The following is a 20,306-nucleotide window of genomic DNA, read 5'->3' as shown; positions in this document are numbered from 1 at the left end:
GGCCGGTCACCGGTCACGCGACGGAGCGGAACGGGTCGTGCTCGGCGATCAGCTTCTCCAGCCGAGCCTGATCGACCCGGTTCACCACGGTCAGGCTCTCCTGCTTGTCGCGGACGCACTTGGCCAGCGTGAACGCCGAGGTGATGGCGTAGAGCACCGCGATCGCGAGGAAGGCCTTCACCCACCCGTCGACGGGCAGGTAGAAGGTCCCGATGACGACCGCGGCCAGCGAGACGCCGAAGGACAGCACCGCCTGCAGGTGGAAGGCGGCCGTGGTGGCGGGGACGGGGCTCGGAGCGTTGCTGTTCGACATGCCGGGAAGCCTGGCGTGCCGGAGCGGAGCCCGGTGCCGTGGAAATACTGACCGAACCGGTTATCCTCTCTCCGGTAGTCGTTGACACCGAGCGGGAGAGACCCGGGGCAGCACGACCGGGCGCCGAAGGAGCAAATCCCTTCCCGGAACCTCTCAGGCACCAGGACCGCTCGGTACAGACGCCTCTGGAAAGCGACGGACCACCACGGGGAGTCCGTCCGCCGACGGGGAAAGCCCGAAGCCTCGGGTGAATCTCTCAGGCGCCCGGATCGCGGGTACGGACAGAGGGGAGGGGCGACACAGCCCTGCCCCGCCCGAGCCGTCACCTTCGGAGGCGCCGTGAGCCCGACCCCGCAGCAGGACCGTCCCACCCTCGCCGAACTCGAGCGCGGACTGCCGTTCGCCGACCGGCACGTCGGGCCACGCCCCGGCGAGCTCGCCCGGATGCTCGACGCACTCGGCGTCGACTCGCTCGACGCTCTCGCCGATCGAGCGCTGCCCGGCGCCATCCGCGATCGAGAGCCGGTCGGCGGTTCGCTGCCGGCGCCGGTCGGTGAGGCCGAGATGCTGGCCGAGCTGCAGGGGCTGGCCGACCGGAACACGGTGAACGTCCCGATGATCGGGCTCGGCTACCACGGCACCCGGACCCCGTCGGCGATCCGGCGCAACGTGCTGGAGAACCCGGCCTGGTACACCGCCTACACGCCGTACCAGCCGGAGATCAGCCAGGGCAGGCTGGAGGCACTGCTGGCGTTCCAGACGATGGTGTCGGACCTGACCGGACTGCCCGTCGCCGGTGCGTCGCTGCTGGACGAGGCCACCGCCGCCGCCGAGGCGATGACGCTGCTGCGTCGCGCGGGCCGGGCCACGTCGGCCCGGTTCGTGGTCGACGCCGACACACTGCCGCAGACCGTGGAGGTGCTCCGCACCCGGGCGGCGCCGCTCGGCATCGAGCTGGAGATCGCAGACCTGTCCGGCGGGAGCCTGCCGGACGGCGAGATGTTCGGTGTGCTGCTGAGCTACCCGGGCGCCTCGGGGCGGGTCGCCGATCCGTCCGAGCTGATCGCGCAGGCCCACGAGCGGGGCGCGCTGGTCGCGGTCGCCGCGGACCTGCTGGCGCTGACCCTGCTCACCCCGCCCGGTGAGCTGGGCGCGGACGCCGCGATCGGCTGCACCCAGCGCTTCGGCGTCCCGCTCGGCTTCGGCGGCCCGCACGCCGCGTACCTCTCGGTCGGGCAGCGGCACGCCCGTCAGCTCCCCGGCCGGCTCGTGGGCGTCTCCCGCGACGCGGATGGCCACTACGCGCTGCGGCTCGCGCTGCAGACCCGTGAGCAGCACATCCGCCGGGAGAAGGCGACCTCCAACATCTGCACGGCGCAGGTGCTGCTGGCCGTGATGGCGGCCTGCTACGCCGTTTACCACGGCCCGGACGGGCTGCGCTCGATCGCGCAGCGGACGCACCGGATGGCGGCGGTGCTGGCCGCCGGGCTGCGCGCCGGCGGCGTCGAGATCACCCACGACGCGTTCTTCGACACCGTGCTCGCCCGGGTGCCCGGCCGGGCCGACGCCGTGGTCGCCGCGGCGCACGCCGCCGGGATCGCGCTGCGCCGGGTGTCCGGCGACGAGGTGGGCGTCTCCACCTCTGAGATCACCACCGTCGCGCACCTGCGGACGGTCTGGGAGGCCTTCGGGGCCGGCGCGCCGGACGCCGCGGCACTGGACTCCGGCACCGCCGACGCACTGCCCGCCGAGCTGGCCCGGACCAGCGAGTACCTGACCCACCCGACGTTCCACGAGCACCGGTCGGAGACCGCGCTGATGCGCTGGCTGCGCCGGCTCTCCGACGCCGACCTGGCGCTCGACCGCACGATGATCCCGCTCGGCTCGTGCACGATGAAGCTCAACGCCGCCGCCGAGATGGAGGCGGTGACCTGGCCGCAGTTCAGCGACCTGCACCCGTTCGCACCGGAGTCGGACACTGCAGGTTCCCGGGAGCTGATCGGCCAGCTGGAGAGCTGGCTGGCCGATCTGACCGGCTACGCCGCGGTCTCGCTGCAGCCCAACGCCGGCAGCCAGGGCGAGTTCGCCGGGCTGCTGGCGATCGCGGCCTACCACCGCAGCCGCGGCGAGAGCGAGCGGAACGTCTGCCTGATCCCGGCGTCCGCGCACGGCACCAACGCCGCCTCGGCGATCATGGCCGGGATGCGGGTGGTGGTGGTCGGCACCGACGCCCGGGGCAACGTCGATCTCGACGACCTGCGGGCGAAGATCGACGAGCACGGTCCGCGGCTGTCCGCGCTGATGATCACCTACCCGTCCACGCACGGTGTCTACGAGGCGCAGGTCCGCGACGTGTGCGGCGCGGTGCACGACGCGGGCGGCCAGGTCTACGTCGACGGCGCCAACCTGAACGCACTGGTCGGGGTGGCCCGGCCGGGCGCGTTCGGCGGCGACGTCTCGCACCTGAACCTGCACAAGACCTTCTGCATCCCGCACGGCGGTGGGGGCCCGGGCGTCGGGCCGGTCGCGGTGGCCGAGCACCTCGTGCCGTTCCTGCCGGGGCGCGGCGAGGTCGGTCCGGTGTCCGCGGCGCCGTACGGCTCGCCCGGCGTCCTGCCGATCTCCTGGGCCTACCTGCGGATGATGGGCCTGGACGGGCTGCGCCGGGCGACGCTCACCGCCGTCGCCGCCGCGAACTACGTCGCGACCCGGCTGCAGGAGCACTACCCGGTGCTGTACTCGGGCATCGACGGCTCCGTCGCGCACGAGTGCATCCTGGACCTGCGCGCGATCACCAAGGAGACCGGCGTCACCGTCGACGACGTCGCCAAGCGGCTGATCGACCACGGCATCCACGCCCCGACCATGTCGTTCCCGGTGGCGGGCACCCTGATGGTGGAGCCGACCGAGTCCGAGGACCTGCCCGAGATCGAGCGGTTCGTCGCCGCGATGATCTCGATTCGCGGGGAGATCGACCGGGTCGCGGCGGGGGAGTGGCCGGCCGACGACAACCCGCTGCGCGGCGCCCCGCACACCGCGGCCTGCCTGGCCGACGACAAGTGGGACCACCCCTACCCGCGCGAGCTGGCCGCCTACCCGACCGGCGGGACACCGGGCGTGCACGACCGCAAGGTGTGGCCGCCGGTGCGCCGGATCGACGGCGCGCACGGCGACCGGAACCTGGTCTGCTCCTGCCCGCCGCCGGAGGCCTTCGCCTGACCCGTGAAGTCCCGCCCGTCCCCTCGGCGGGCGGGACTCAGCAGCCGCAGAGCGGGTGACCAGCCGGGTGTTCGGTGCGGGCCGGGGGCCGGCACGGAGGAGCCGGGTGGCTGTTCGTCTCGAACGAGGATCCAGCGGGTATCCACGCAGGTGTCGGGCATCGCCGGCTGCCGGCGGTCGGCGCGGCTGCGGTCGCGGGACTCGCTAGCGGATCGCTACGACAGTGACGTCGAGATCGAGCCCTGTCCACGCCTGGTCGGCGGTGATCGCAGGACCTGCGAGGCGAGCGGCCAGTGCGAGACAGCACCGGTCGCCGAGGGACAGCCCCGCCGTCCGGGTGGTGGGCCACAGCTTCGCCGCGGCGGTCGCGTCGGCGACATCGAGTGGCTCGATCCGGATCCCGACGGTGCGCAGGCGGGCGATGGCCCGGTCGGCGTCGACGCCGTGCTGGGCGAGTTTCTGGTGCACCTCGGCGAGGTTGACCGCCGAGAGCACCGCGGCGGGCAGGTACGTGTCGACGACCTCGGCGCCGGGCTCGGCGCGCAGCCAGGCCAGGACCGCGGAGGCGTCCAGCACTGCCGGCCCGGCCGGGGTCATCGGGCGTTCTCGGCGGCCGCCTCGGCACGACGCTCGGCGATCAGCTCGTCGGCCGGGGAGGTGTCGGGGTCACCGGTCCAGGATTCGGCGATCTCCTGACGCATCCGGGCGATGAGCTGCTCACGGGTCTCGAGCACCACACGTCCGTCCTCGACGGACAGGAGCAGGGTCGATCCGGCGGTCATCCGGAGGTCTCGACGGATCTGGGCCGGGATGAGGATGCGCCCGTCCTGGTTGACGACCACCTCGGCTGATCCACCGTCGTTCACCTCAGCTGACATGGAACGAGCCTAGCAGTCACGTCTGCAACTGTCTGTCAGATCAAGTCGGTTCCTGTCAGATCCAATCGTTCCCTCGCAGAGGGCTGCCCACCCATCACGACGTTGCTCCCCGCAGTGACCCGTGGTGGCCGTTCCCGACCGCCCGGAAAGCGAACGAGGACACTGCGCACGCCGTTCACTCTCCGGTGCGCCGGGGGGCGGGCGCGACCCCGAGCAGCCGGGCGGCGGGGGCGGGCAGCCACCAGTTCCAGCTCCCCAGCAGTGCAACCCCCGCCGGTAGCAGCACGGCACGGATCAGTGTCGCGTCGATCAGGATCCCGAGCGCCACCCCGGAGGCGAAGATCGCCACGTCCAGCTCCCCGCCGCCGGCCATCGCCGCGAACGAGAAGAACAGGATCAGTGCGGCGTAGCCCACCACCCGGCCGGATCGGCCCAGCCCCTCCACCAGCGCCTCGGTGGTGTCCATCCCGGCGTCGCGGGCCTCGCGCACCCGCGACAGCAGGAACACCTCGTAGTCGGTGGTCAGCCCGTAGAGGAAGGCGAACACGGTGACCGGCACGAAGGTCCCGATCGCGCCGTCCGGGGTGATGCCGAGCAGCGCCTCGGTACCCCAGCCCCACTGCCACAGCAGGACCAGCGCGCCCAGCACCGCGCCGAGCGAGAGCAGACAGAACAGGACTGCCTTGAGCGCGAGCAGCACCGAGCGCAGCGCCCGGGTGAGTACGACGAGCGTGACCAGTCCGACCAGAGCCAGCATCAGCGGGAACGTGCCGTAGGTCGCGTCGAGGTAGTCCAACTGCTGGGTGGCGTTCCCGCCGACCTGCACCCCGGACGGGGCGGCGTCGCGCACCGCCTGCACCGTCGCCCGCCCGGCCCCGGTGCCTGCCTCATCGTGCGGCAGCACCGTCAGCACCGATCCGGCGGCCGCCCGCCATTCGTCGCCGTCCGGGGCGATGGCCGCCGCCACTCCCGGTACCGACGCCAGGTGCCGGGCGACCGCGGCCGGATCGGCTCCCGGCGGCACGAACACGTCGAACCCGGAGAGCAGCCCGGTCGGCAGCCCGGCCGTCTGCAGCGCGTTCAGGCCGTCCCGGCCGGGCCCGGTCGCGGCCAGGTCCGGGCTGGCCGGAAGGTGCAGGTTGATCCCGGTGGCCACCGCGCAGAGGCCGAGCAGGAGCCCGCCGGCCGATGCAGCCGCCGGCACCCGGTGCCGCACCACGAACCTGGTCCAGCGGGCCCAGCCGGGCCCGGCAACAATGCGTTCCGGTGCAGGATCGGGCATCCGTGCCAGCAGCACCGGCAACAACAGCAGGGTGACCAGCGCGGACGCCAACGTCACCAGCATCCCGCCGACACCCAGGCTCCGCAGCAGCGGGATCGGCAGCACGATCATCGTGGCCAGGCCGAACGCGACGGCGGCCGTGCTGGTCAGCACGGCCCGGCCGGACGTGGCCATCGTCCGGTGCACTGCTGCGGAGCGGGGCTCGCCCGGCAGCGCGGACGCCCGCTCCTCCCGCCAGCGGGCCACCACGATCAGCGCGTAGTCGACCGCCAGCCCGACGCCCAGCAGCGGCAGCATGATCACGGTCGTCTCGTGCACCGTGATCAGCGGACTGACCAGGAGCAGCCCGAGGAACGCGACCGGGGTGGCGACCGCGGCGACGACCAGCGGCACCACCGCCAGCCGGGACCGGAACACCCACACCAGCACGACCAGCGCGGCGCCGACGGTGACCGCCAGCTTGACCGGAGCGTTCAGGCCACCTGTGTCGACACCGGTGGCGAGCGCGTCCAGCCCGGTCACCCGCAGCTCCGCCCCGGGTGGCAGCAGCGGCGTCATCGCGGCGTAGACCGCGGTCTCCAGCCCGGGTCCCTCACCGAGCGCGCTGCCGGGTAGTCCGCCCTGCTCGACCGGAGCGCCGGAGAACAACCCGGCCAGCACCCGGCCGTCCGCAGAGCGGGTCGCCTGCGACGGGGCGTCGATCGGGGAGAGCACCCGGGCGCCGACCGCACGGCCCGCCGCGGCGTAGGCGTCACCGACCGCGGCGGCGGTCGCCGGATCGTCCGGGTACTGACCGGGCGCGAGCGTCACCACCCCGATGACCGGGCGCTCGTAGCCCCCGGTGCCGACCACGTCCCGGATCGCCTCGTTCGCCCGGTAGCCGGCCAGCGCCGGGTACTCGTTGGTCTCGGACACCCTCGGGAGCAGCAGTGCGATGGACGCGCATCCGGCGAGGAACAGCACGGTGAGCAGCGCCGTCGTCCGCCCGGGGCGGGCGAGCACGGCGCGGGAGAGTCGGTCCATGTGCCCAGTTCACGGCCCCGGCCTTCAGCTGCCCTGCGCCGGTTCTGGGAGTTCTCTGTGGATCCGCGCGTGTCGTGGCCGCGCCGGCCGCGGGGCGGGAGACTGCCGGTCATGAGGCCGGCAACCCGGATCCTGGTCGTCGACGACGAGCGCTACCTCGCCGATCTGATCGCCACCGCGCTGCGCTACCAGGGCTACGAGACCACGGTGGCCTGCACCGCCGCCGAAGCGCTCGAACTGGCGTCCGGGTACCGGCCGCACCTCGTCGTCCTCGACGTCGTGCTGCCCGATCTGTCCGGCTGGGAGGTCTGCGCACGGCTGCGCTCGCGCGGGGACCGGGTGCCGGTGCTGTTCCTGACCGCCCGGGACGCGACCGAGGACACGGTGCACGGGCTGCGCATCGGTGGCGACGACTACGTGACCAAGCCGTTCAGCATCGACGAGCTGGCCGCGCGGGTGGAGGCGCTGCTGCGCCGGGCGGGCACCGGGCGCCCCGGGGCGCTGCTCCGGATCGCCGACCTGGAGATCGACGTCGACGCCTACCGGGTGCACCGGGCCGGGACCGAACTGGAGCTGACACCGACCGAGTTCGCCCTGCTGCGGCTGCTCGTCGCGCACGCCGGGCGGGTGCTGAGCAAGCGGCGGATCCTGGCCGAGGTGTGGGAGTACGACTTCGGCGGCAACGACGGCGTCGTGCAGACCTACGTGTCCTATCTGCGCCGCAAGCTCGATGCGCACGGTCCGCCGCTGATCCACACGGTGCCCCGGGTCGGCTACGTCGTGCGGGCGCCCTGATGGGTGCGGTGCGGCTGACAGGTGCCGTGTCGCTGCGGACCCGCCTGGTGGCCAGCGCGGCTGGGGTGCTGCTGGCCGGCCTGGTGCTCACCGGCGGAGCCACCTTCGGTGCGCTGCAGGACTGGCGGGCCAGTCAGGTGGACGACCAGCTGCGGCTCGCTGCCGGGACGGTGCTCGCCGCGCTGCCGGCCGCCGGCGGCCCGTCGCCGCTGCGCACCGTCGCCGGCGAACCGGGCCCGCTGTGGACGACCCTGGTGGGCCGCGGTGATCTGCCGTCGTTCCTGCAGCTGCGTGCGCCGGACGGCGGTCCGCTCGAGACGGTGGCGCTCGCTCCGGCCCCGGCCGTCCCCGGCGGCCTGGAACACGGTGCCGGGCCGGTGGCGGTGACCGGGGTGGACGGGACACCGTGGCGGGTGCTGGCCGTGCCGGTCCCGGACGGGACCACGCTGGTCGTGGGGCAGCCGACGGCCGCCTCCACCGAGCTGATGGAGCGCACCCGCAACGTGCTCGTCGGGACCGGGCTGGCCGCGCTGCTGCTGCTCACGGGGGTGGCGACGGTGCTGGTGCGCCGCGGTCTGCGACCACTGGACCGGATCGCCGACGCGGCGACGGCGATCGGGTCCGGTGATCTGACCCGCCGGGTACCGGACGGCGCGGCTCCCGGCACCGAGGTCGGCCGGCTCGCAGCGGCGCTGAACGCGATGCTGGCCCGGCTGGAGGAGGCGTTCACCGCGCGGGCCCGGTCCGAGGACCGGCTGCGCCGGTTCGTGGCGGACGCCTCGCACGAGCTGCGCACACCGCTCACCACGGTGCGCGGGTACGCGGAGCTGTTCCGGCACGGCGCCGACCGCCGCCCGGACGATCTCGCCGAGGCGATGCGCCGGATCGAGGAGGAGGCGACCCGGATGAGTTCGCTGGTCGACGAGCTGTTGCTGCTCGCCCGGCTCGACCAGGGGCCGGTGACCGAGCGCCGCCCGGTCGACGTCGCCGGGCTCGCCGCCGCCGCGCTCGGGACGGCGCGGGCTGCCGATCCGGCTCGGTCCTGGGCGCTCACGGTGCACGGCCCGACCGAGGTCCGCGGTGACGGCGTGCAGCTGCGCCGGGTGCTGGACAACCTGCTCACCAACGTCCGGGAGCACACACCCGCCGGCACCGCCGCCGTCGTCACCGTGTCCGGTGCCGACGAGGCAGCGGGCGGGGTCGTGCTGGAGGTGGCCGACGACGGCCCCGGGGTGCCCGACGCCGAGCGAGAACGGGTGCTGGAACGGTTCCACCAGGTCGGTGGCCCGGCCGGCCGGCCGGGGGGCGGCGGATCGGGGCTCGGGCTGGCGATCGTCGCGGCGGTGGTCGCGGCGCACGGCGGCACGGTGCGGGTCGGCGCCGGCGCCGGCGGGGGCTGCCTGGTCCGGATCGGGCTGCCCCGCACCCCGGCCGGCGGGGCCGATCGCGCCCCCGGTGACTCAGCGGGCGGCGGCCGCGATCAGTAGCCGCACGACGGCGTCGTCCTCCCGGTCGCCCCGCCACACCGCCTCAGTGGTGAGCCGGACGTCGGCGCCGGTCACCGGCAGCACGTGCACCGGCTCCCCGACGAACGCCTTGTGGGTCGCCCCCGACCCGAGCGCGACCAGGGTGAATGCCTGCCCGGCCGCCACGACGTGGGCGAGATCGCCGGGACTGTGCGTGTCGAGTTCGATCCGCCCGTGCACCCCGTGCACGGCCAGCAGCTCGCCGGTCGCCCGGTAGACGGCCGGGGCCGCGTCGTACCGGATCGAGGCGTAGGGCAGCTCGGCGAGCTCGTCGAGCCGGATCTCCGTGCGGTCGTCGAACCCCAGCCCGTGCCCGACGGCGACGCCCGCCGGCCGGGAGTCGATCCGCCGCTCCCGCAGTCGCGGGTCGTCGGTCCGCCCGTGTACGAAGGCGAGATCCAGATCGCCGCGGGCCACCGCCTTGGCGAGCTCCGAGCTGGGCCCGGGCCGGATCCGCACCGCCAGCGCGGGGTGGGCGGCCCGCAGCCGTGCCAGGTAACCGTCCCGCACGGCCGCGGTGACGTCGGGGGCCATCCCGACCGAGGCGACCGGATGACCGTCGGCGGCGGCGATCTCGCCGGGCAGCGTGTCCACCCGGTGCACGATCTCCCGGGCGCGGGGGAGCAGCGCCCGGCCCGCCTCGGTGAGCGCCATCCCGCGCGCGGACCGGACGAACAGCGGCGTCCCGAGCTCGCGTTCGAGATCGCGGATGCGCCGCGACAGCGGCGAGGCGGCCAGATGCAGCCGGGCCGCGGCCCGGGTCAGGTTCAGCTCGTCGGCGACGGCGATGAAATAGCGCAGGTGGAACAGTTCCACGATCCATGACCCTAGGGGTCACGCCCGGTTCGTGCATCGGTCCTGGCCACAGCACCGGCGTCGCCTTAGCGTGACCGGCATGGGCACACGATCGCTGCGGATCGCGAACGTCTCCGGCTACCTGGGTGACCGGTACACCGCGGTCGACGAGGTGATGGCGGGTGATCCGGTGGACGTCCTGATGGGCGACTACCTGGCCGAGATCACCCTGGCCGCACTGGCCGCCGGCGCCCGGCGCGGCAAGCCGGGCTACGTCGGCTACGCGCTCGACCAGCTCGGCCCGCACCTGCCCGAGATCGCCCGGCGCGGGCTGCGGGTGGTCACCAACGCGGGCGGGTTCGACCCGGCCGGGATGGCCGCCGAGCTGCGCCGCCGGATCGCCGCCGCCGGGGTGACGTTGCGGGTCGCGCACGTCACCGGCGACGGGGTGCTGGATCGGCTGGCCGGCTTCCACGCCGACGGGCACGGCCTGGAGCATCTGGACACCGGTGCCCCGCTCAAGGACTGGGGCGTCGAGCCGATCGCCGCGAACGCCTACCTCGGCGGCTTCGGGATCGCGGCCGCACTCGCGGCGGGTGCCGACATCGTGGTGACCGGCCGGGTCACCGACGCCTCGCTCACCGCGGGCCCGGCGGCCTGGTGGCACGGCCTCACCCCGGACGACCACGACGCGCTGGCCGGCGCCGTCACCGCCGGGCACGTGATCGAGTGCGGCGCGCACGCGACCGGCGGCAACTTCTCCGGGTTCCGCGACGTCCCGGGGATGCTGCGGCCCGGGTTCCCGATCGCCGAGATCGCCGCCGACGGATCGAGCGTGATCACCAAGCACGGCGCCGACGGTGGTGCGGTCACCGTCGACACGGTCACCGCGCAGCTGCTCTACGAGATCCAGGGCCCGCGCTACCTCAATCCGGACGTCACGGTGCACCTGGACACCGTGCGGCTGACCCAGCAGGGCCCGGACCGGGTGGCGATCGGCCCGGTCACCGGCTCCCCGCCACCACCGACCGCGAAGGTCGCGGTGTTCGCACCGATCGGCTACGAGATCTCGACGATGCTGTTCTGCACCGCCCCGGACGTCGAGGCGAAGGTGGCGCTGCTGCGCAGCCAGCTGGCCGATCGGCTGGCGGGCCACGTCGACCAGCTGGAGATCACCCCGCTCGGTGTCGCCGCCGACGATCCGGCCGACCAGTGGGCGGCGACGGTGCCGATCCGGGTGATCGCCACCGCCCGGGACCCGGAGCCGCTGCGCCGCTTCGCCCCGGCCGTCGGCTCGCTGTACCTGCAGGGCTTCCCCGGGTTCCACCACGACGGGCACGCCCCGCGGGCGACCGAGCCCTGGCCCAGGATCGAGTACTGGCCGGCGCTGCTGGAAGCGACGCTGCTCGACGAGCACGTCGTGCTCGACGACGGCACCCGGATCGATCCGCCGCGCCCGACCCGGACCGCAGGCCCGGAGGAGCTCGCCCAGCCGGTGCATCCCGAGCCACCGCTGCCCGAACCCGACGGCGACCCGGTCCAGCTCGGCCGGTTCGTGCACGCCAGGGCAGGCGACAAGGGCGGCAACGCGAACGTCGGGATCTGGGTGAAGGATCCGGCGCACTGGGACTGGCTGCGCGCCACACTGGGCACCGAGCGGGTGGCGACGCTGCTCCCGGAGGCGGGCGGGGCGATCGTCCGGCACGAGTTCCCGCACCTCGGCGCGGTGCACCTGGTGCTGGTCGGGCTGCTCGGCTCGGGCGGCTCGGCGAACCTGCGGGTCGACCAGATCGGCAAGTCCGTGGGCGAGTACCTGCGGGCCAAGCACGTGCCGGGTCCGCGGTGAACGGCCCGACGGGTCTGTCCGGGCGGATCCGGGCCGCCGTCGCACATCCCGCCACCGACGACGCGTTCGACCCGGCCGCCGCCCTGGACGGCCTGCTGGCCGGGACCGGGCTGTCCGCTGCCGATGCCGGCGGCCGGATCGGCTTCGTCGGTGCCGATCCGGTGGTGCCCAGCGCGCTGCGGCTCGGCGGGGGAGCGGCGGTCGCGCTCGCCGCGAAGTCGGTCGGCGTCGCCGCGATCCACCGGGACCGCGGCGGCGACGGCCAGGACGTCACGGTCGACGTCCGCCGCGCCCCGCACCGGCTCTGCCCGTTCTACGACCGGCGCTGGGAGCTGCTCAACGGCTATCCGGCGGCCAGCCCGGCGATCACCTCGCAGGCACTCGGGTTCACCTTCCACGAGACGCGCGACGGCCGCTGGGTGATGCCGCTCAACCCGTACCCGAAGCTGCGGCACGCCGCCGAGACCTTCCTCGGGGCGCCCGAGGCAGGCGTCGCCGACGCGATCCGCCGGTGGGACGCCGCGGACCTGGAGGAGGCCGCGGCCGCCGCCGGGATCGTGCTGCCGATGGCCCGGACCCCGCAGGAGTGGCTCGACACCGCGCAGCACGCCGCGATCGCGGACACACCGCCGATCACGCTGCGCCGGATCGGGGACGCCCCGCCCGAGCCGTTCCCCGGCCGCGACCGGCCCGAGCAGCCGCTGGACGGGCTGCGCGCGCTCGGCATGGGGCACGTGATCGCCGGGGCAGGCACCGGCCGCTCGCTCGCGCTGCACGGCGCCGACGTGCTCAACGTGTGGCGGCCCGACGAGTTCGAGCACGACACCACCTACATCAGCGCGAACGTCGGCGTCCGTTCCTGCACGGTGGACCCGCGCACATCGGGCGGCCGGTCACTGCTGCGCGGGCTGCTCGCCGGGGCCGACGTCTTCCACGCCAACCGGCGGCCCGGCTACCTGGAGTCGATCGGACTGTCGGCGGAGGAGGCGGCGGCCGTCCGGCCCGGGATCGTGCACGCCACGACCACCCTGCACGGCCCGCACGGGCCGTGGGCGGACCGGATCGGCTTCGACCAGTCCGCGGGCACCCTGGTCGGGATGATGACGCTGGAGGGCGGCGGGGGCCGGCCGCGGCTGTCCCCGATCCTGGTCGTCAACGACTACATCGTGTCCTGGCTGGCGGCCGCCGGGATCTGCGCGGCACTGCGCAGGCGCGCCACCGAGGGTGGCTCGTGGGCGGTCGAGGTGTCGCTGGTCCGGGCCGCGCTGTGGATGCTGGAGCTGGGCGTGTTCGATCTCGGCTACGCCAGGGAGATCGCCGGGACCGGCACCGAGCACGCGTACCCCGATCCGGAGACGTTCACCGCGTCCACCCCGCTCGGGCACTACCAGGGCGTCACCGACCAGGTCAGGATGACGGCGACGCCCGGCGGGTACCGCACGGTGCTGGTGCCGCGCGGGTCGTCGCGGCCGGGGTGGCTGCCACACGGCGCCCAGGCGGAGTCACACGGTCCTGTTGTGTGAGGTGCCGTCGACATGGGCCAGGATCCGCCGTGGCCGGATCCGGATCACGCCGGGCGCGGCGTCGCGGAGCGCGCCGCCGGGCACCACGCCCGGCAGCAGCTCGGCGGTCCCGCGCACCTCGACCCAGCGCGGCGACCAGCCCGGACCGTCCCCGGTGTCGTCCACGACGAGCGCGACCCGCTCGTCCCGCCGCACGTTGCGCCATTTCTGGGTGGCCGGGTTGTCGATGCCGCCGACGTCGATCGTGCCGTCCTGGTTCACCAGGTAGCCGACCGGCCGGACCTGTGGGCCCCCGTCCGGCCCGATCGTGGCCAGCCGGGCGAGCCGGCCCGTCCCGCGCAGGTATCCGAGTTCGCTCTCGCTGAAGATGCTCATGGGAGCATCGTCGGAGCTGAACCCGAGGTCAGGTCAAGGGTTTCCGGGACCGTCCCGCCGATCGATCCGGGGGAGCGGGCGGGTCACGTCGGCCGGGCCCCCGTCGGGGGTGTCGGCCGGGCGGACCGGGCGCAGGAACCGGGTCTCCTCCTCGGCGGACGGCGGCACGGTCGCCGCCGCCTGCTCGGACACGGTCCCGGACGCCGCACCGCCGTCGGCATCGGCGGAGCGCGGCTCGACCCGGCGCTCCAGCAGCATGATGCCGATCACGAGCGCGGCGCCGAGCAGCGCGGGGATCAGCATGGCGATCCAGCCCGGGTCCGGGGTGAGCACGCCGCGGGCGTCGTCCTGCCAGGGCCAGAGCGCCCGGAGCGCACCCAGCAGTACCCCGACCATGATCACCATCAGGGTGCGGCGGTGGTGCTCGAGCAGCCACTGCAGCAGCGAGACGAAGGTGCCGAGCCCGACGATCGCGCCGAGCGCGAACACCGCGATGTAGGCGATGTCGAACTCGGCGACCGCGCGCAGGGTCGGCTCGTACAGGCCGAACACCAGCAGCAGGAACGAGCCGGAGAAGCCGGGCAGCACCAGCGCGCAGATCGCGATGGCGGCGGCGAGCCCGACGAGGATGTAGGGCGGCCTGCCGTCACCAGCGGCCGGCGGCAGGCTGCTCACCAGGTAGGTCACCACGAACGCGACGACCACGATCGCCCACTCGCGCCATCCGCGCAGCATCCCGGTGATCCGCAGCGGCACCGCGACCGACGCGGCGACCATGCCGAAGAACACCGCCCGCGCGCCGACCGGATGCGACTCGATCAGGTCGGGCAGCACCCGCGACGCCAGCACGACGGCCAGGATCATCCCGATCGCGACCGGCACCAGCAGGCCCCAGTCCAGGCGCCGCAACTGCTCGCGGGGGCGGACGTCGCCGCCGGCCTGGCCGGGCAGCAGCGCTCGCACCGCGCCCACCAGGTGACCGGCCTGGGCGATCAGCCGCTCGTAGATACCGACGACGAGGGCCATCGTCCCGCCACTGACGCCGGGGATCGTCTCGACGACACCGATCGCCGCGCCACGCGCGAGGTGGACTCCGGACATACGCGACAACACGACGAGTCAGGCTACCGACCGGCATTCGACGACGAATCACTCGGGTGAACAGGACCCGCCCGAGCTGGGCGATGACGACCCGAAACGGCACCGGCCACCGCGCGGCCGGGCCGGACGGGTGAGATGGACACGGGTGAGATCGGCACGGTTGAGATGGACACGGGTGAGATCGGCACGGCCGGGTACCCCCGCCGGGACATCCAGACCCGTCCGGAGAGGACCGCATGACCCGCACGCACCGCACCCGCCCCGATCGTCGCGCGGGTGGCCCGCCACCGTCCGGTGTCCAGGGCGACCGCCGGGAGCTCGCCGCCCGGTTGCACGGCATGGACGGCTCGGGCTACGGCGCCTACAAGGGCCTCGCCGGACGCTGGTCGATCGACGGTGCCGAGCTGGAGATCCGCAAGGTCCAGGCCGACCCGTTCGCGCCGCCGTCCCGGCTGCGGGTCACCGTGCCGGCGGCGACCGCTGCCCTGCCCGCCGAGCTGTACCGGACCCCGGTACGGGCGCGGGCGCTCGGCGGGTTCCTGCTCCGTGCGCTGCGCACCGGTCTGCGCGACACCCCGCTGACGGTCGACGCCGGCGGTCAGGAGGTGCTCGACCGCAGCGCGATCCGGATCGACGCCGACTCCGGCGACGTCGTCGTCGAGCTCGGTGTGCCGCTGCCGGGGCACGGCCGCCGGATCGCCGGGCACGCCGCCGCCCGCACGCTCACCGACGACCTCCCCGATGCCATCGGGAGCGCCCTGACCTGGGAGAACGCCGATCGCGACCGGGCGGTCGAGTTCGTCGAGACGATCGAGGACGCCGGTGCCCTGCGGGACGCGCTGCGAGCCGAGGGCCTGGTCGGGTTCGTCGCCGACGGCGCGGTGCTGCCGCGCGCCTCCGGCATCGACGACCGCCCACTGCCCGACGCCGTGCCGTTCGGGTCCCCGGAGTCGCTGCGGGTCACCCTGAGGACACCGAACCGCGGCCCGGTGACCGGGATGGGGGTCCCCGAGGGCGTCACCCTGATCGTCGGCGGTGGCTACCACGGCAAGTCCACGCTGCTGCGGGCGCTCGAGACCGGGGTGTACGACCACGTCCCCGGCGACGGCCGGGAGCTCGTCGTGACCCGCCGGGACACTGTCTCGGTGCGCGCCGAGGACGAGCGGTCGGTGCAGCGGGTGGACGTCCGCGCCTTCGTCTCCGACCTGCCGTCGGGGCGCCCGACCGACGACTTCTCGACGCCGTCGGCGTCCGGCTCGACCTCGCAGGCCGCCTCGACGATCGAGGCCCTCGAGTCCGGTGCCGACACGCTGCTGGTCGACGAGGACACCTCGGCGACCAACGTGATGATCCGGGACGCCCGGATGCGGGAGCTGATCTCCGCGGAACCGCTGGTGCCGTTCGTCGACCGGGTCCGCCCGCTGCACCGCGACCGCGGGGTGTCCACGGTGCTGGTGATGGGCGGATCGGGGGACTACCTGGATCGGGCCGACACGGTGATCCTGCTGCAGGACTACCGGGTCGACGAGATCACCGACCGGGCCCGCGAGATCGCCGGGGTGGCCCCGGACTCCGCCGACGCCGGGTTCCCCGCGTTCGGGCACCGGATCTTCGATCCGGCGAGCGTCGATCCGCAGGTCCGCGGCCGCCGCAAGGTCACCGCCCGCGGGCGCGGCCGGCTCACCTTCGGTGGCGACGACATCGACCTCTCCGCGGTGTCCCAGCTGGCGGATCCGTCACAGACGAACGGGATCGGCCTCGCGCTGGCGCATCTGGAGCTCGACGGCGGCACCCTCGCCGAGGCGCTGGACCGGTTCGACGCCGACGTCGAACGCGACGGTGCGGCCGCCATCGCGCACGGCTCGCTCGCCGACTTCGCGGTGCCCCGCCGGCACGAGGTCGCCGCGGCCCTCAACCGGCTGCGGACCGCCCGGGTCACCGGCCACCGCCGTACGGACGCGCCGCGGTGACAGCGTGCCCCCGTCGGGTGACAGCCGGAACCACCGGGCCGGCGGGCGCGACCGCTCCGCACGGCGCGGACGTCCGTCCGTGCACCGCCCGAGAGGGGAGCACCCGCATGCGTCACATCGCCACCTTCTGCGGCAGCTGCAACTGCGGCTGCCCCGAGCTGTACGTCGACGACGCCGCCGTCCCGGAGAAGCGGATCGTGATCACCGACGACTTCGGTCAGCGGATCCAGATGAGCGTCGACCAGTTCTCGGATCTGGTGGCCTCGGCCCGCGACGGCGTGCTGGACGAGGTGGTCCCGGCCTGAGGCCCGCTCAGCGCGCCGCGCCCAGCAGTCCGTCCGTCAGCTCGATCAGGCGGTCCCGCAGCGGCGCGGCGCGTTCGGCGAACCCGGCCTGCGCGCGGACGTACCCGGCCCGCCCCTCGGCGGTCTCGATCCGCACCGGATCGAAGCCGTGCGCGGCCAGATCGTAGGGGCTCGCCCGCATGTCCAGCTCGCGCACGTCCGCGGCCAGCTCGAAGCAGTCCGCGACCAGCTCCGAGGGGACCGCCGGGGCCAGCTTGTACGCCCACTTGTAGAGATCCATCGTCGCGTGCAGGCAGCCCGGCTGCTCCAGCTCGATCTGCGTCTCCCGGGTCGGGGTCAGCGTGTTCCGCGGTGCTGCGGCGTCGGTGAAGAACCGGTAGGCGTCGAAGTGCGAGCAGCTGATCCGCTGGGACTCGACGACGGCGTCGGTCCCGGCGCTGCCCAGCCGCAGCGGCACCGCCTCGTGCCGCGGCTGCTCGGTGCGGTAGACCATCGCCCACTCGTGCAGCCCGAAGCAGGCCAGCCGGGGCTCCCGGGACCGGGTCGCGGTGAGCAGCCGGTGCACGAACGCGGCGGTGCCGCGCAGCCGGTCCGGGAGCTCGGCCGGATCGAGCAGCACCCCGCCGGCGGCGCGCCGGTAGCCGGGCCGGTCCAGGAATCGGTCCGCGTCGTCGCCGGTGAGCAGCACCCCCGGGCCCGGGTCCCAGCGCTCCAGCAGCGCCGGCCGGTGCGAGTAGTAGGTGAACAGGAAGTCCCACACCGGATGTGGCTCGCCGCGCCGGCGCCGTTCGCGGTGCGGGCCGGTCCAGGCGGCCACCCGCTGCCGGTGCGCCTGCGCGCGGGCCCGCCAACGCGGCCCGTCCAGCACCAGGGTCGGCTCGGCCACGGTGCCGACGGTACGTCCCCGGTCGTCAGGGCCGGGCGTCCGGGGCGTGCGTGGCGTCCCGGACGGTCCCGACGAACGCCTCGGTGACGTCCTCCAGCGTGACCACCCCGACGGTGCGCTCGCGGTCGTCGACCGCCCGCGCCAGGTGCGACCTGGCATCGCGCATGATCGTCAGCGCCTCCTCCAGCCCGGCGCCGACCGGCACCGCGGCCAGTGCCCGCACCCGCTGCGGCGGGATCGTCGCCGCGTCCGCGTCGGCGAGATCGAGTACGTCCTTGACGTGCAGGTAGCCGGTCAGCCTGCCGTGCGCGCCGCGGACCGGGAACCGGGAGAACCCGGTGCGCCCGACGGCCGCGGTCAACTCGCCGACGGTGGGGGAGCCGTCCAGGCAGACCAGGTCGTCCAGCCCGACGACCAGCCCGTCGACGTCGGCGACGGTGGACTCGGCGGAGGCGAGTGTGCGGCCGATCCGGGCGGACTCGTCGTCGTCGAGCAGGCCCTCGCGGCGCGCGTCGTCGATCATCTCGGAGAGCTCACCGGAGGTGAACGCGGTCTCCAGCTCGTCCTTCGGGGTCACCCCGGCCAGCCGCAGGGTCCCGTTGGCCATCCGGTTGAACAGCTCGACGAACGGCCGCGCGAGCGCGGTCCACGCCAGGAAGGCGGGCACCAGCACGATCGCCGCCCGCTCCGGCCCGGCGATCGCGATGTTCTTCGGCACCATCTCGCCGAGCAGCATGTGCGCGACGACCACCAGCAGCAGCGAGATCCCGAAGGCGATCGGGTAGGCGAGCGCGTCCGGCACGCCGACCACCGCCAGCGGACCGTCGATGAGATGTGCCACCGCGGGCTCGCCGAGCCGGCCGAGCAGCAGCGACGCGATCGTGATGCCCAGCTGGGACGCGGCGAGCATCCGGGACAGGTCGTGCGCCGAGTCCAGCACCGTCCTGGCACCGGTGGACCCGGCCTCGGCCATCGCCTCCAGCCGGTCCTTGCGCGCGGAGATCAGCGCGAACTCGGCGGCGACGAAGAACGCGTTCGCCCCGAGCAGCGCGATCGCCGCGAGCAGCGCCAGCAGATCCCCGGTGGTCATGCCCGCACCCCCCGGTCGTGGGCGAGCCGGATCTCGGCGACCCGGTTGCGGGACCGGCGCAGCACGGTGAGCCGCCAGCCGTCGAGCACCAGCTCGTCGCCCGCGTCGGGGATCCGCCCGAGCCGCGCCAGCACCAGCCCGGCGAGGGTCTCGAACCCGCCGGCCGGCATCCGGAATCCGGTCGCGGCCAGCACCTCGTCGGGCCGCATGAGCCCGGACAGCGCCCAGCCGTCGTCGCCGAGCCGGCGGACCCGGCCCTGCTCGGCGCGGTCGTGCTCGTCGCGGACGTCGCCGACGATCTCCTCGAGCAGGTCCTCCATGGTGACCAGACCGGCGGTGCCGCCGTACTCGTCGACGACGACCGCGGTCTGCAGCCCGGCGGCCCGCAGCCGGGTCATCAGCAGGTCGCCGTCCAGCGAGGACGGCACCGTCTCCACCGGCCGGGCCAGGTCACGTGCCCGGGTGGTCGGGCGGTCCGCCGGCGGCACCGAGAACGCCTGCTTCACGTGCACCAGCCCGAGCGGGACGTCCGGATCGCCGTCGATGACCGGGAACCGGGAGAACCCGGAACGACGGGCCAGCGCCACCAGATCGGACACCGTCTGCTCGGCGTCGATCGTCTCCACCCGCGGCCGCGGTGTCATCAGGTCCTCCGCGGTGCGGTCGGTGAAGCGCAGCGAGCGGTCGAGCAGCGCTGCGGTCGCCGGATCGAGGCTGCCGCTGGCGGCGCTGGCCCGGACCAGCGAGCTCAGCTCGCCCGGCGACCGGGCCGAGCGCAGCTCCTCGGCGGGCTCGACACCGAGCCGCCGGACGATCGCGTTCGCCGCCGCGTTCAGGCCGGTGATCAGCGGCCGGAAGACCGACGCGAACCCGGCCTGCAGCCAGACCACCGCCCGGGCGACCTCCAGCGGGTGCGCGATCGCGAGGTTCTTCGGCACCAGCTCGCCGAACACCATCGACAGCACCGTGGCGACCACCAGCGAGAGCGCGGTCGCCGAGCCCGACGCCCAGCCGCCGGGCAGCCCGATCGCCTCCAGCACCGGCCGGATCAGCCCGGCGATCGCGGGCTCGGCGATGTAGCCGGTGGCCAGGGTGGTCACCGTGATCCCGAGCTGGCAGCCGGAGAGCTGGAACGACAGGCCCGAGTGGGCGCGGCGGACGGCGCGCGTGCGGCGGTCGCCGTCGCGGGCGACGGCGGCCTCGATCCGGCTGCGCTCCAGCGCCGTCAACGAGAACTCCGACGCGACGGAGACGGCGGTCCCGAGGGGCAGCACCGGCACCGCGAGCAGGCCGAGCAACGAGAGCAGGACGGTCACCGAGGACACTCCGGACGGCAGATGCGGGCTGCAACGATGCACGACGATACGGAGCGACCCGCG

General features: G+C 74.3%; 17 protein-coding genes and 2 riboswitches. Of the genes, 7 read left to right on the top strand and 10 right to left on the bottom strand.

Annotated elements, in window-relative coordinates:
• Positions 1-13: 13 nt before the first annotated feature.
• Positions 14-313, bottom strand: a complete 300-nt coding sequence (locus Pdca_RS17180; RefSeq protein WP_085911045.1) for a YiaA/YiaB family inner membrane protein — start codon at positions 311-313, stop codon at positions 14-16.
• Between the two features lie 82 nt (positions 314-395).
• Positions 396-492: riboswitch (glycine riboswitch) on the top strand.
• Positions 493-608: riboswitch (glycine riboswitch) on the top strand. It begins immediately after the preceding riboswitch.
• Positions 609-652: 44 nt separating this feature from the next.
• Between Pdca_RS17180 and gcvP the strand changes: the two genes are divergently transcribed.
• Positions 653-3,532: an aminomethyl-transferring glycine dehydrogenase gene (gene gcvP / locus Pdca_RS17175; RefSeq protein WP_085911044.1), complete on the top strand. Its 2,880-nt coding sequence runs from the start codon at positions 653-655 to the stop codon at positions 3,530-3,532.
• 204 nt (positions 3,533-3,736) lie between these two features.
• Here the strand turns inward: gcvP and Pdca_RS17170 are convergent, their stop codons facing one another.
• The 3 genes from Pdca_RS17170 to Pdca_RS17160 all read right to left on the bottom strand — a co-directional run bounded on the left by Pdca_RS17170 (position 3,737) and on the right by Pdca_RS17160 (position 6,715).
• Positions 3,737-4,129, bottom strand: coding sequence for a type II toxin-antitoxin system VapC family toxin (locus tag Pdca_RS17170; protein ID WP_085911043.1), 393 nt, complete (start codon positions 4,127-4,129; stop codon positions 3,737-3,739).
• Positions 4,126-4,410, bottom strand: a complete 285-nt coding sequence (locus Pdca_RS17165; RefSeq protein ID WP_232021014.1) for an AbrB/MazE/SpoVT family DNA-binding domain-containing protein — start codon at positions 4,408-4,410, stop codon at positions 4,126-4,128. Before Pdca_RS17165 ends, Pdca_RS17170 begins: the two co-directional genes overlap by 4 nt.
• Before the next feature lie 175 nt (positions 4,411-4,585).
• Positions 4,586-6,715 (bottom strand): MMPL family transporter, encoded by a 2,130-nt coding sequence (locus Pdca_RS17160; protein WP_085911042.1) that lies wholly within the window; start codon positions 6,713-6,715, stop codon positions 4,586-4,588.
• 111 nt (positions 6,716-6,826) lie between these two features.
• Here Pdca_RS17160 and Pdca_RS17155 point away from each other — a divergent pair, with 111 nt between their 5' ends.
• Positions 6,827-7,510: a response regulator transcription factor gene (locus Pdca_RS17155; protein WP_085911041.1), complete on the top strand. Its 684-nt coding sequence runs from the start codon at positions 6,827-6,829 to the stop codon at positions 7,508-7,510.
• A 47-nt stretch (positions 7,511-7,557) separates the two neighbouring features.
• Complete coding sequence (locus Pdca_RS17150) at positions 7,558-8,997, top strand: sensor histidine kinase (RefSeq protein WP_158092057.1); 1,440 nt, start codon at positions 7,558-7,560, stop codon at positions 8,995-8,997.
• Here the strand turns inward: Pdca_RS17150 and Pdca_RS17145 are convergent.
• Complete coding sequence (locus Pdca_RS17145; protein WP_085911039.1) at positions 8,971-9,852, bottom strand: LysR family transcriptional regulator; 882 nt, start codon at positions 9,850-9,852, stop codon at positions 8,971-8,973. The genes Pdca_RS17150 and Pdca_RS17145 overlap by 27 nt on opposite strands.
• Before the next feature lie 79 nt (positions 9,853-9,931).
• Here Pdca_RS17145 and Pdca_RS17140 point away from each other — a divergent pair, with 79 nt between their 5' ends.
• Both Pdca_RS17140 and Pdca_RS17135 read left to right on the top strand, forming a co-directional pair.
• Complete coding sequence (locus tag Pdca_RS17140; protein WP_085911038.1) at positions 9,932-11,677, top strand: acyclic terpene utilization AtuA family protein; 1,746 nt, start codon at positions 9,932-9,934, stop codon at positions 11,675-11,677.
• Positions 11,674-13,200 carry a CoA transferase gene (locus Pdca_RS17135; protein ID WP_085911037.1) on the top strand — a complete coding sequence of 509 codons (1,527 nt, stop codon included), beginning with the start codon at positions 11,674-11,676 and terminating at the stop codon, positions 13,198-13,200. Before Pdca_RS17140 ends, Pdca_RS17135 begins: the two co-directional genes overlap by 4 nt.
• On the opposite strand, the gene Pdca_RS17130 is transcribed toward Pdca_RS17135, so the two are convergent.
• Positions 13,180-13,575 carry a PPOX class F420-dependent oxidoreductase gene (locus tag Pdca_RS17130; RefSeq protein WP_085911036.1) on the bottom strand — a complete coding sequence of 132 codons (396 nt, stop codon included), beginning with the start codon at positions 13,573-13,575 and terminating at the stop codon, positions 13,180-13,182. The two genes, Pdca_RS17135 and Pdca_RS17130, sit on opposite strands and share 21 nt — an antisense overlap.
• Positions 13,576-13,608: 33 nt before the next feature.
• A complete protein-coding gene (locus Pdca_RS17125) occupies positions 13,609-14,676 on the bottom strand; it encodes a DUF368 domain-containing protein (protein ID WP_085911035.1) in 1,068 nt (355 codons plus the stop codon).
• Positions 14,677-14,912: 236 nt separating this feature from the next.
• On the opposite strand from Pdca_RS17125, the gene Pdca_RS17120 reads away from it, so the two are divergent.
• Both Pdca_RS17120 and Pdca_RS17115 read left to right on the top strand, forming a co-directional pair.
• A complete protein-coding gene (locus Pdca_RS17120) occupies positions 14,913-16,646 on the top strand; it encodes an ABC-ATPase domain-containing protein (protein ID WP_085911034.1) in 1,734 nt (577 codons plus the stop codon).
• A gap of 107 nt (positions 16,647-16,753) precedes the next feature.
• Complete coding sequence (locus Pdca_RS17115; RefSeq protein WP_085911033.1) at positions 16,754-16,951, top strand: hypothetical protein; 198 nt, start codon at positions 16,754-16,756, stop codon at positions 16,949-16,951.
• 7 nt (positions 16,952-16,958) lie between these two features.
• Here the strand turns inward: Pdca_RS17115 and Pdca_RS17110 are convergent, their stop codons facing one another.
• The 3 genes from Pdca_RS17110 to Pdca_RS17100 are packed head-to-tail and all read right to left on the bottom strand — an operon-like array spanning position 16,959 to position 20,243.
• Positions 16,959-17,837 carry a 3-methyladenine DNA glycosylase gene (locus tag Pdca_RS17110; RefSeq protein ID WP_085911032.1) on the bottom strand — a complete coding sequence of 293 codons (879 nt, stop codon included), beginning with the start codon at positions 17,835-17,837 and terminating at the stop codon, positions 16,959-16,961.
• Between the two features lie 25 nt (positions 17,838-17,862).
• The gene (locus Pdca_RS17105; protein WP_085911031.1) at positions 17,863-18,927 is read right to left on the bottom strand and encodes a hemolysin family protein; all 1,065 of its coding nucleotides are present in this window, start codon (positions 18,925-18,927) and stop codon (positions 17,863-17,865) included.
• Positions 18,924-20,243, bottom strand: coding sequence for a hemolysin family protein (locus Pdca_RS17100; protein ID WP_085911241.1), 1,320 nt, complete (start codon positions 20,241-20,243; stop codon positions 18,924-18,926). The genes Pdca_RS17105 and Pdca_RS17100 overlap by 4 nt, the downstream gene beginning before the upstream one ends.
• Between the last annotated feature and the right edge of the window lie 63 nt (positions 20,244-20,306).

The organism is Pseudonocardia autotrophica (assembly GCF_003945385.1).
Taxonomy (GTDB): domain Bacteria; phylum Actinomycetota; class Actinomycetes; order Mycobacteriales; family Pseudonocardiaceae; genus Pseudonocardia; species Pseudonocardia autotrophica.
The sequence above is the reverse complement of the archived record's forward strand: the minus strand, read 5'-3'. Positions and strand labels throughout refer to the sequence as shown.

What these genes read in the sequence shown, in the direction of transcription:
- Pdca_RS17180 (WP_085911045.1), bottom strand. Translation starts at nt 313, where the DNA reads ATGTCGAACAGCAACGCTCCGAGCCCCGTCCCCGCCACCACGGCCGCC.
- Pdca_RS17170 (WP_085911043.1), bottom strand. Translation starts at nt 4,129, where the DNA reads ATGACCCCGGCCGGGCCGGCAGTGCTGGACGCCTCCGCGGTCCTGGCC.
- Pdca_RS17165 (WP_232021014.1), bottom strand. Translation starts at nt 4,410, where the DNA reads ATGTCAGCTGAGGTGAACGACGGTGGATCAGCCGAGGTGGTCGTCAAC.
- Pdca_RS17160 (WP_085911042.1), bottom strand. Translation starts at nt 6,715, where the DNA reads ATGGACCGACTCTCCCGCGCCGTGCTCGCCCGCCCCGGGCGGACGACG.
- Pdca_RS17155 (WP_085911041.1), top strand. Translation starts at nt 6,827, where the DNA reads ATGAGGCCGGCAACCCGGATCCTGGTCGTCGACGACGAGCGCTACCTC.
- Pdca_RS17140 (WP_085911038.1), top strand. Translation starts at nt 9,932, where the DNA reads ATGGGCACACGATCGCTGCGGATCGCGAACGTCTCCGGCTACCTGGGT.
- Pdca_RS17130 (WP_085911036.1), bottom strand. Translation starts at nt 13,575, where the DNA reads ATGAGCATCTTCAGCGAGAGCGAACTCGGATACCTGCGCGGGACGGGC.
- Pdca_RS17125 (WP_085911035.1), bottom strand. Translation starts at nt 14,676, where the DNA reads ATGTCCGGAGTCCACCTCGCGCGTGGCGCGGCGATCGGTGTCGTCGAG.
- Pdca_RS17120 (WP_085911034.1), top strand. Translation starts at nt 14,913, where the DNA reads ATGACCCGCACGCACCGCACCCGCCCCGATCGTCGCGCGGGTGGCCCG.
- Pdca_RS17115 (WP_085911033.1), top strand. Translation starts at nt 16,754, where the DNA reads ATGCGTCACATCGCCACCTTCTGCGGCAGCTGCAACTGCGGCTGCCCC.
- Pdca_RS17105 (WP_085911031.1), bottom strand. Translation starts at nt 18,927, where the DNA reads ATGACCACCGGGGATCTGCTGGCGCTGCTCGCGGCGATCGCGCTGCTC.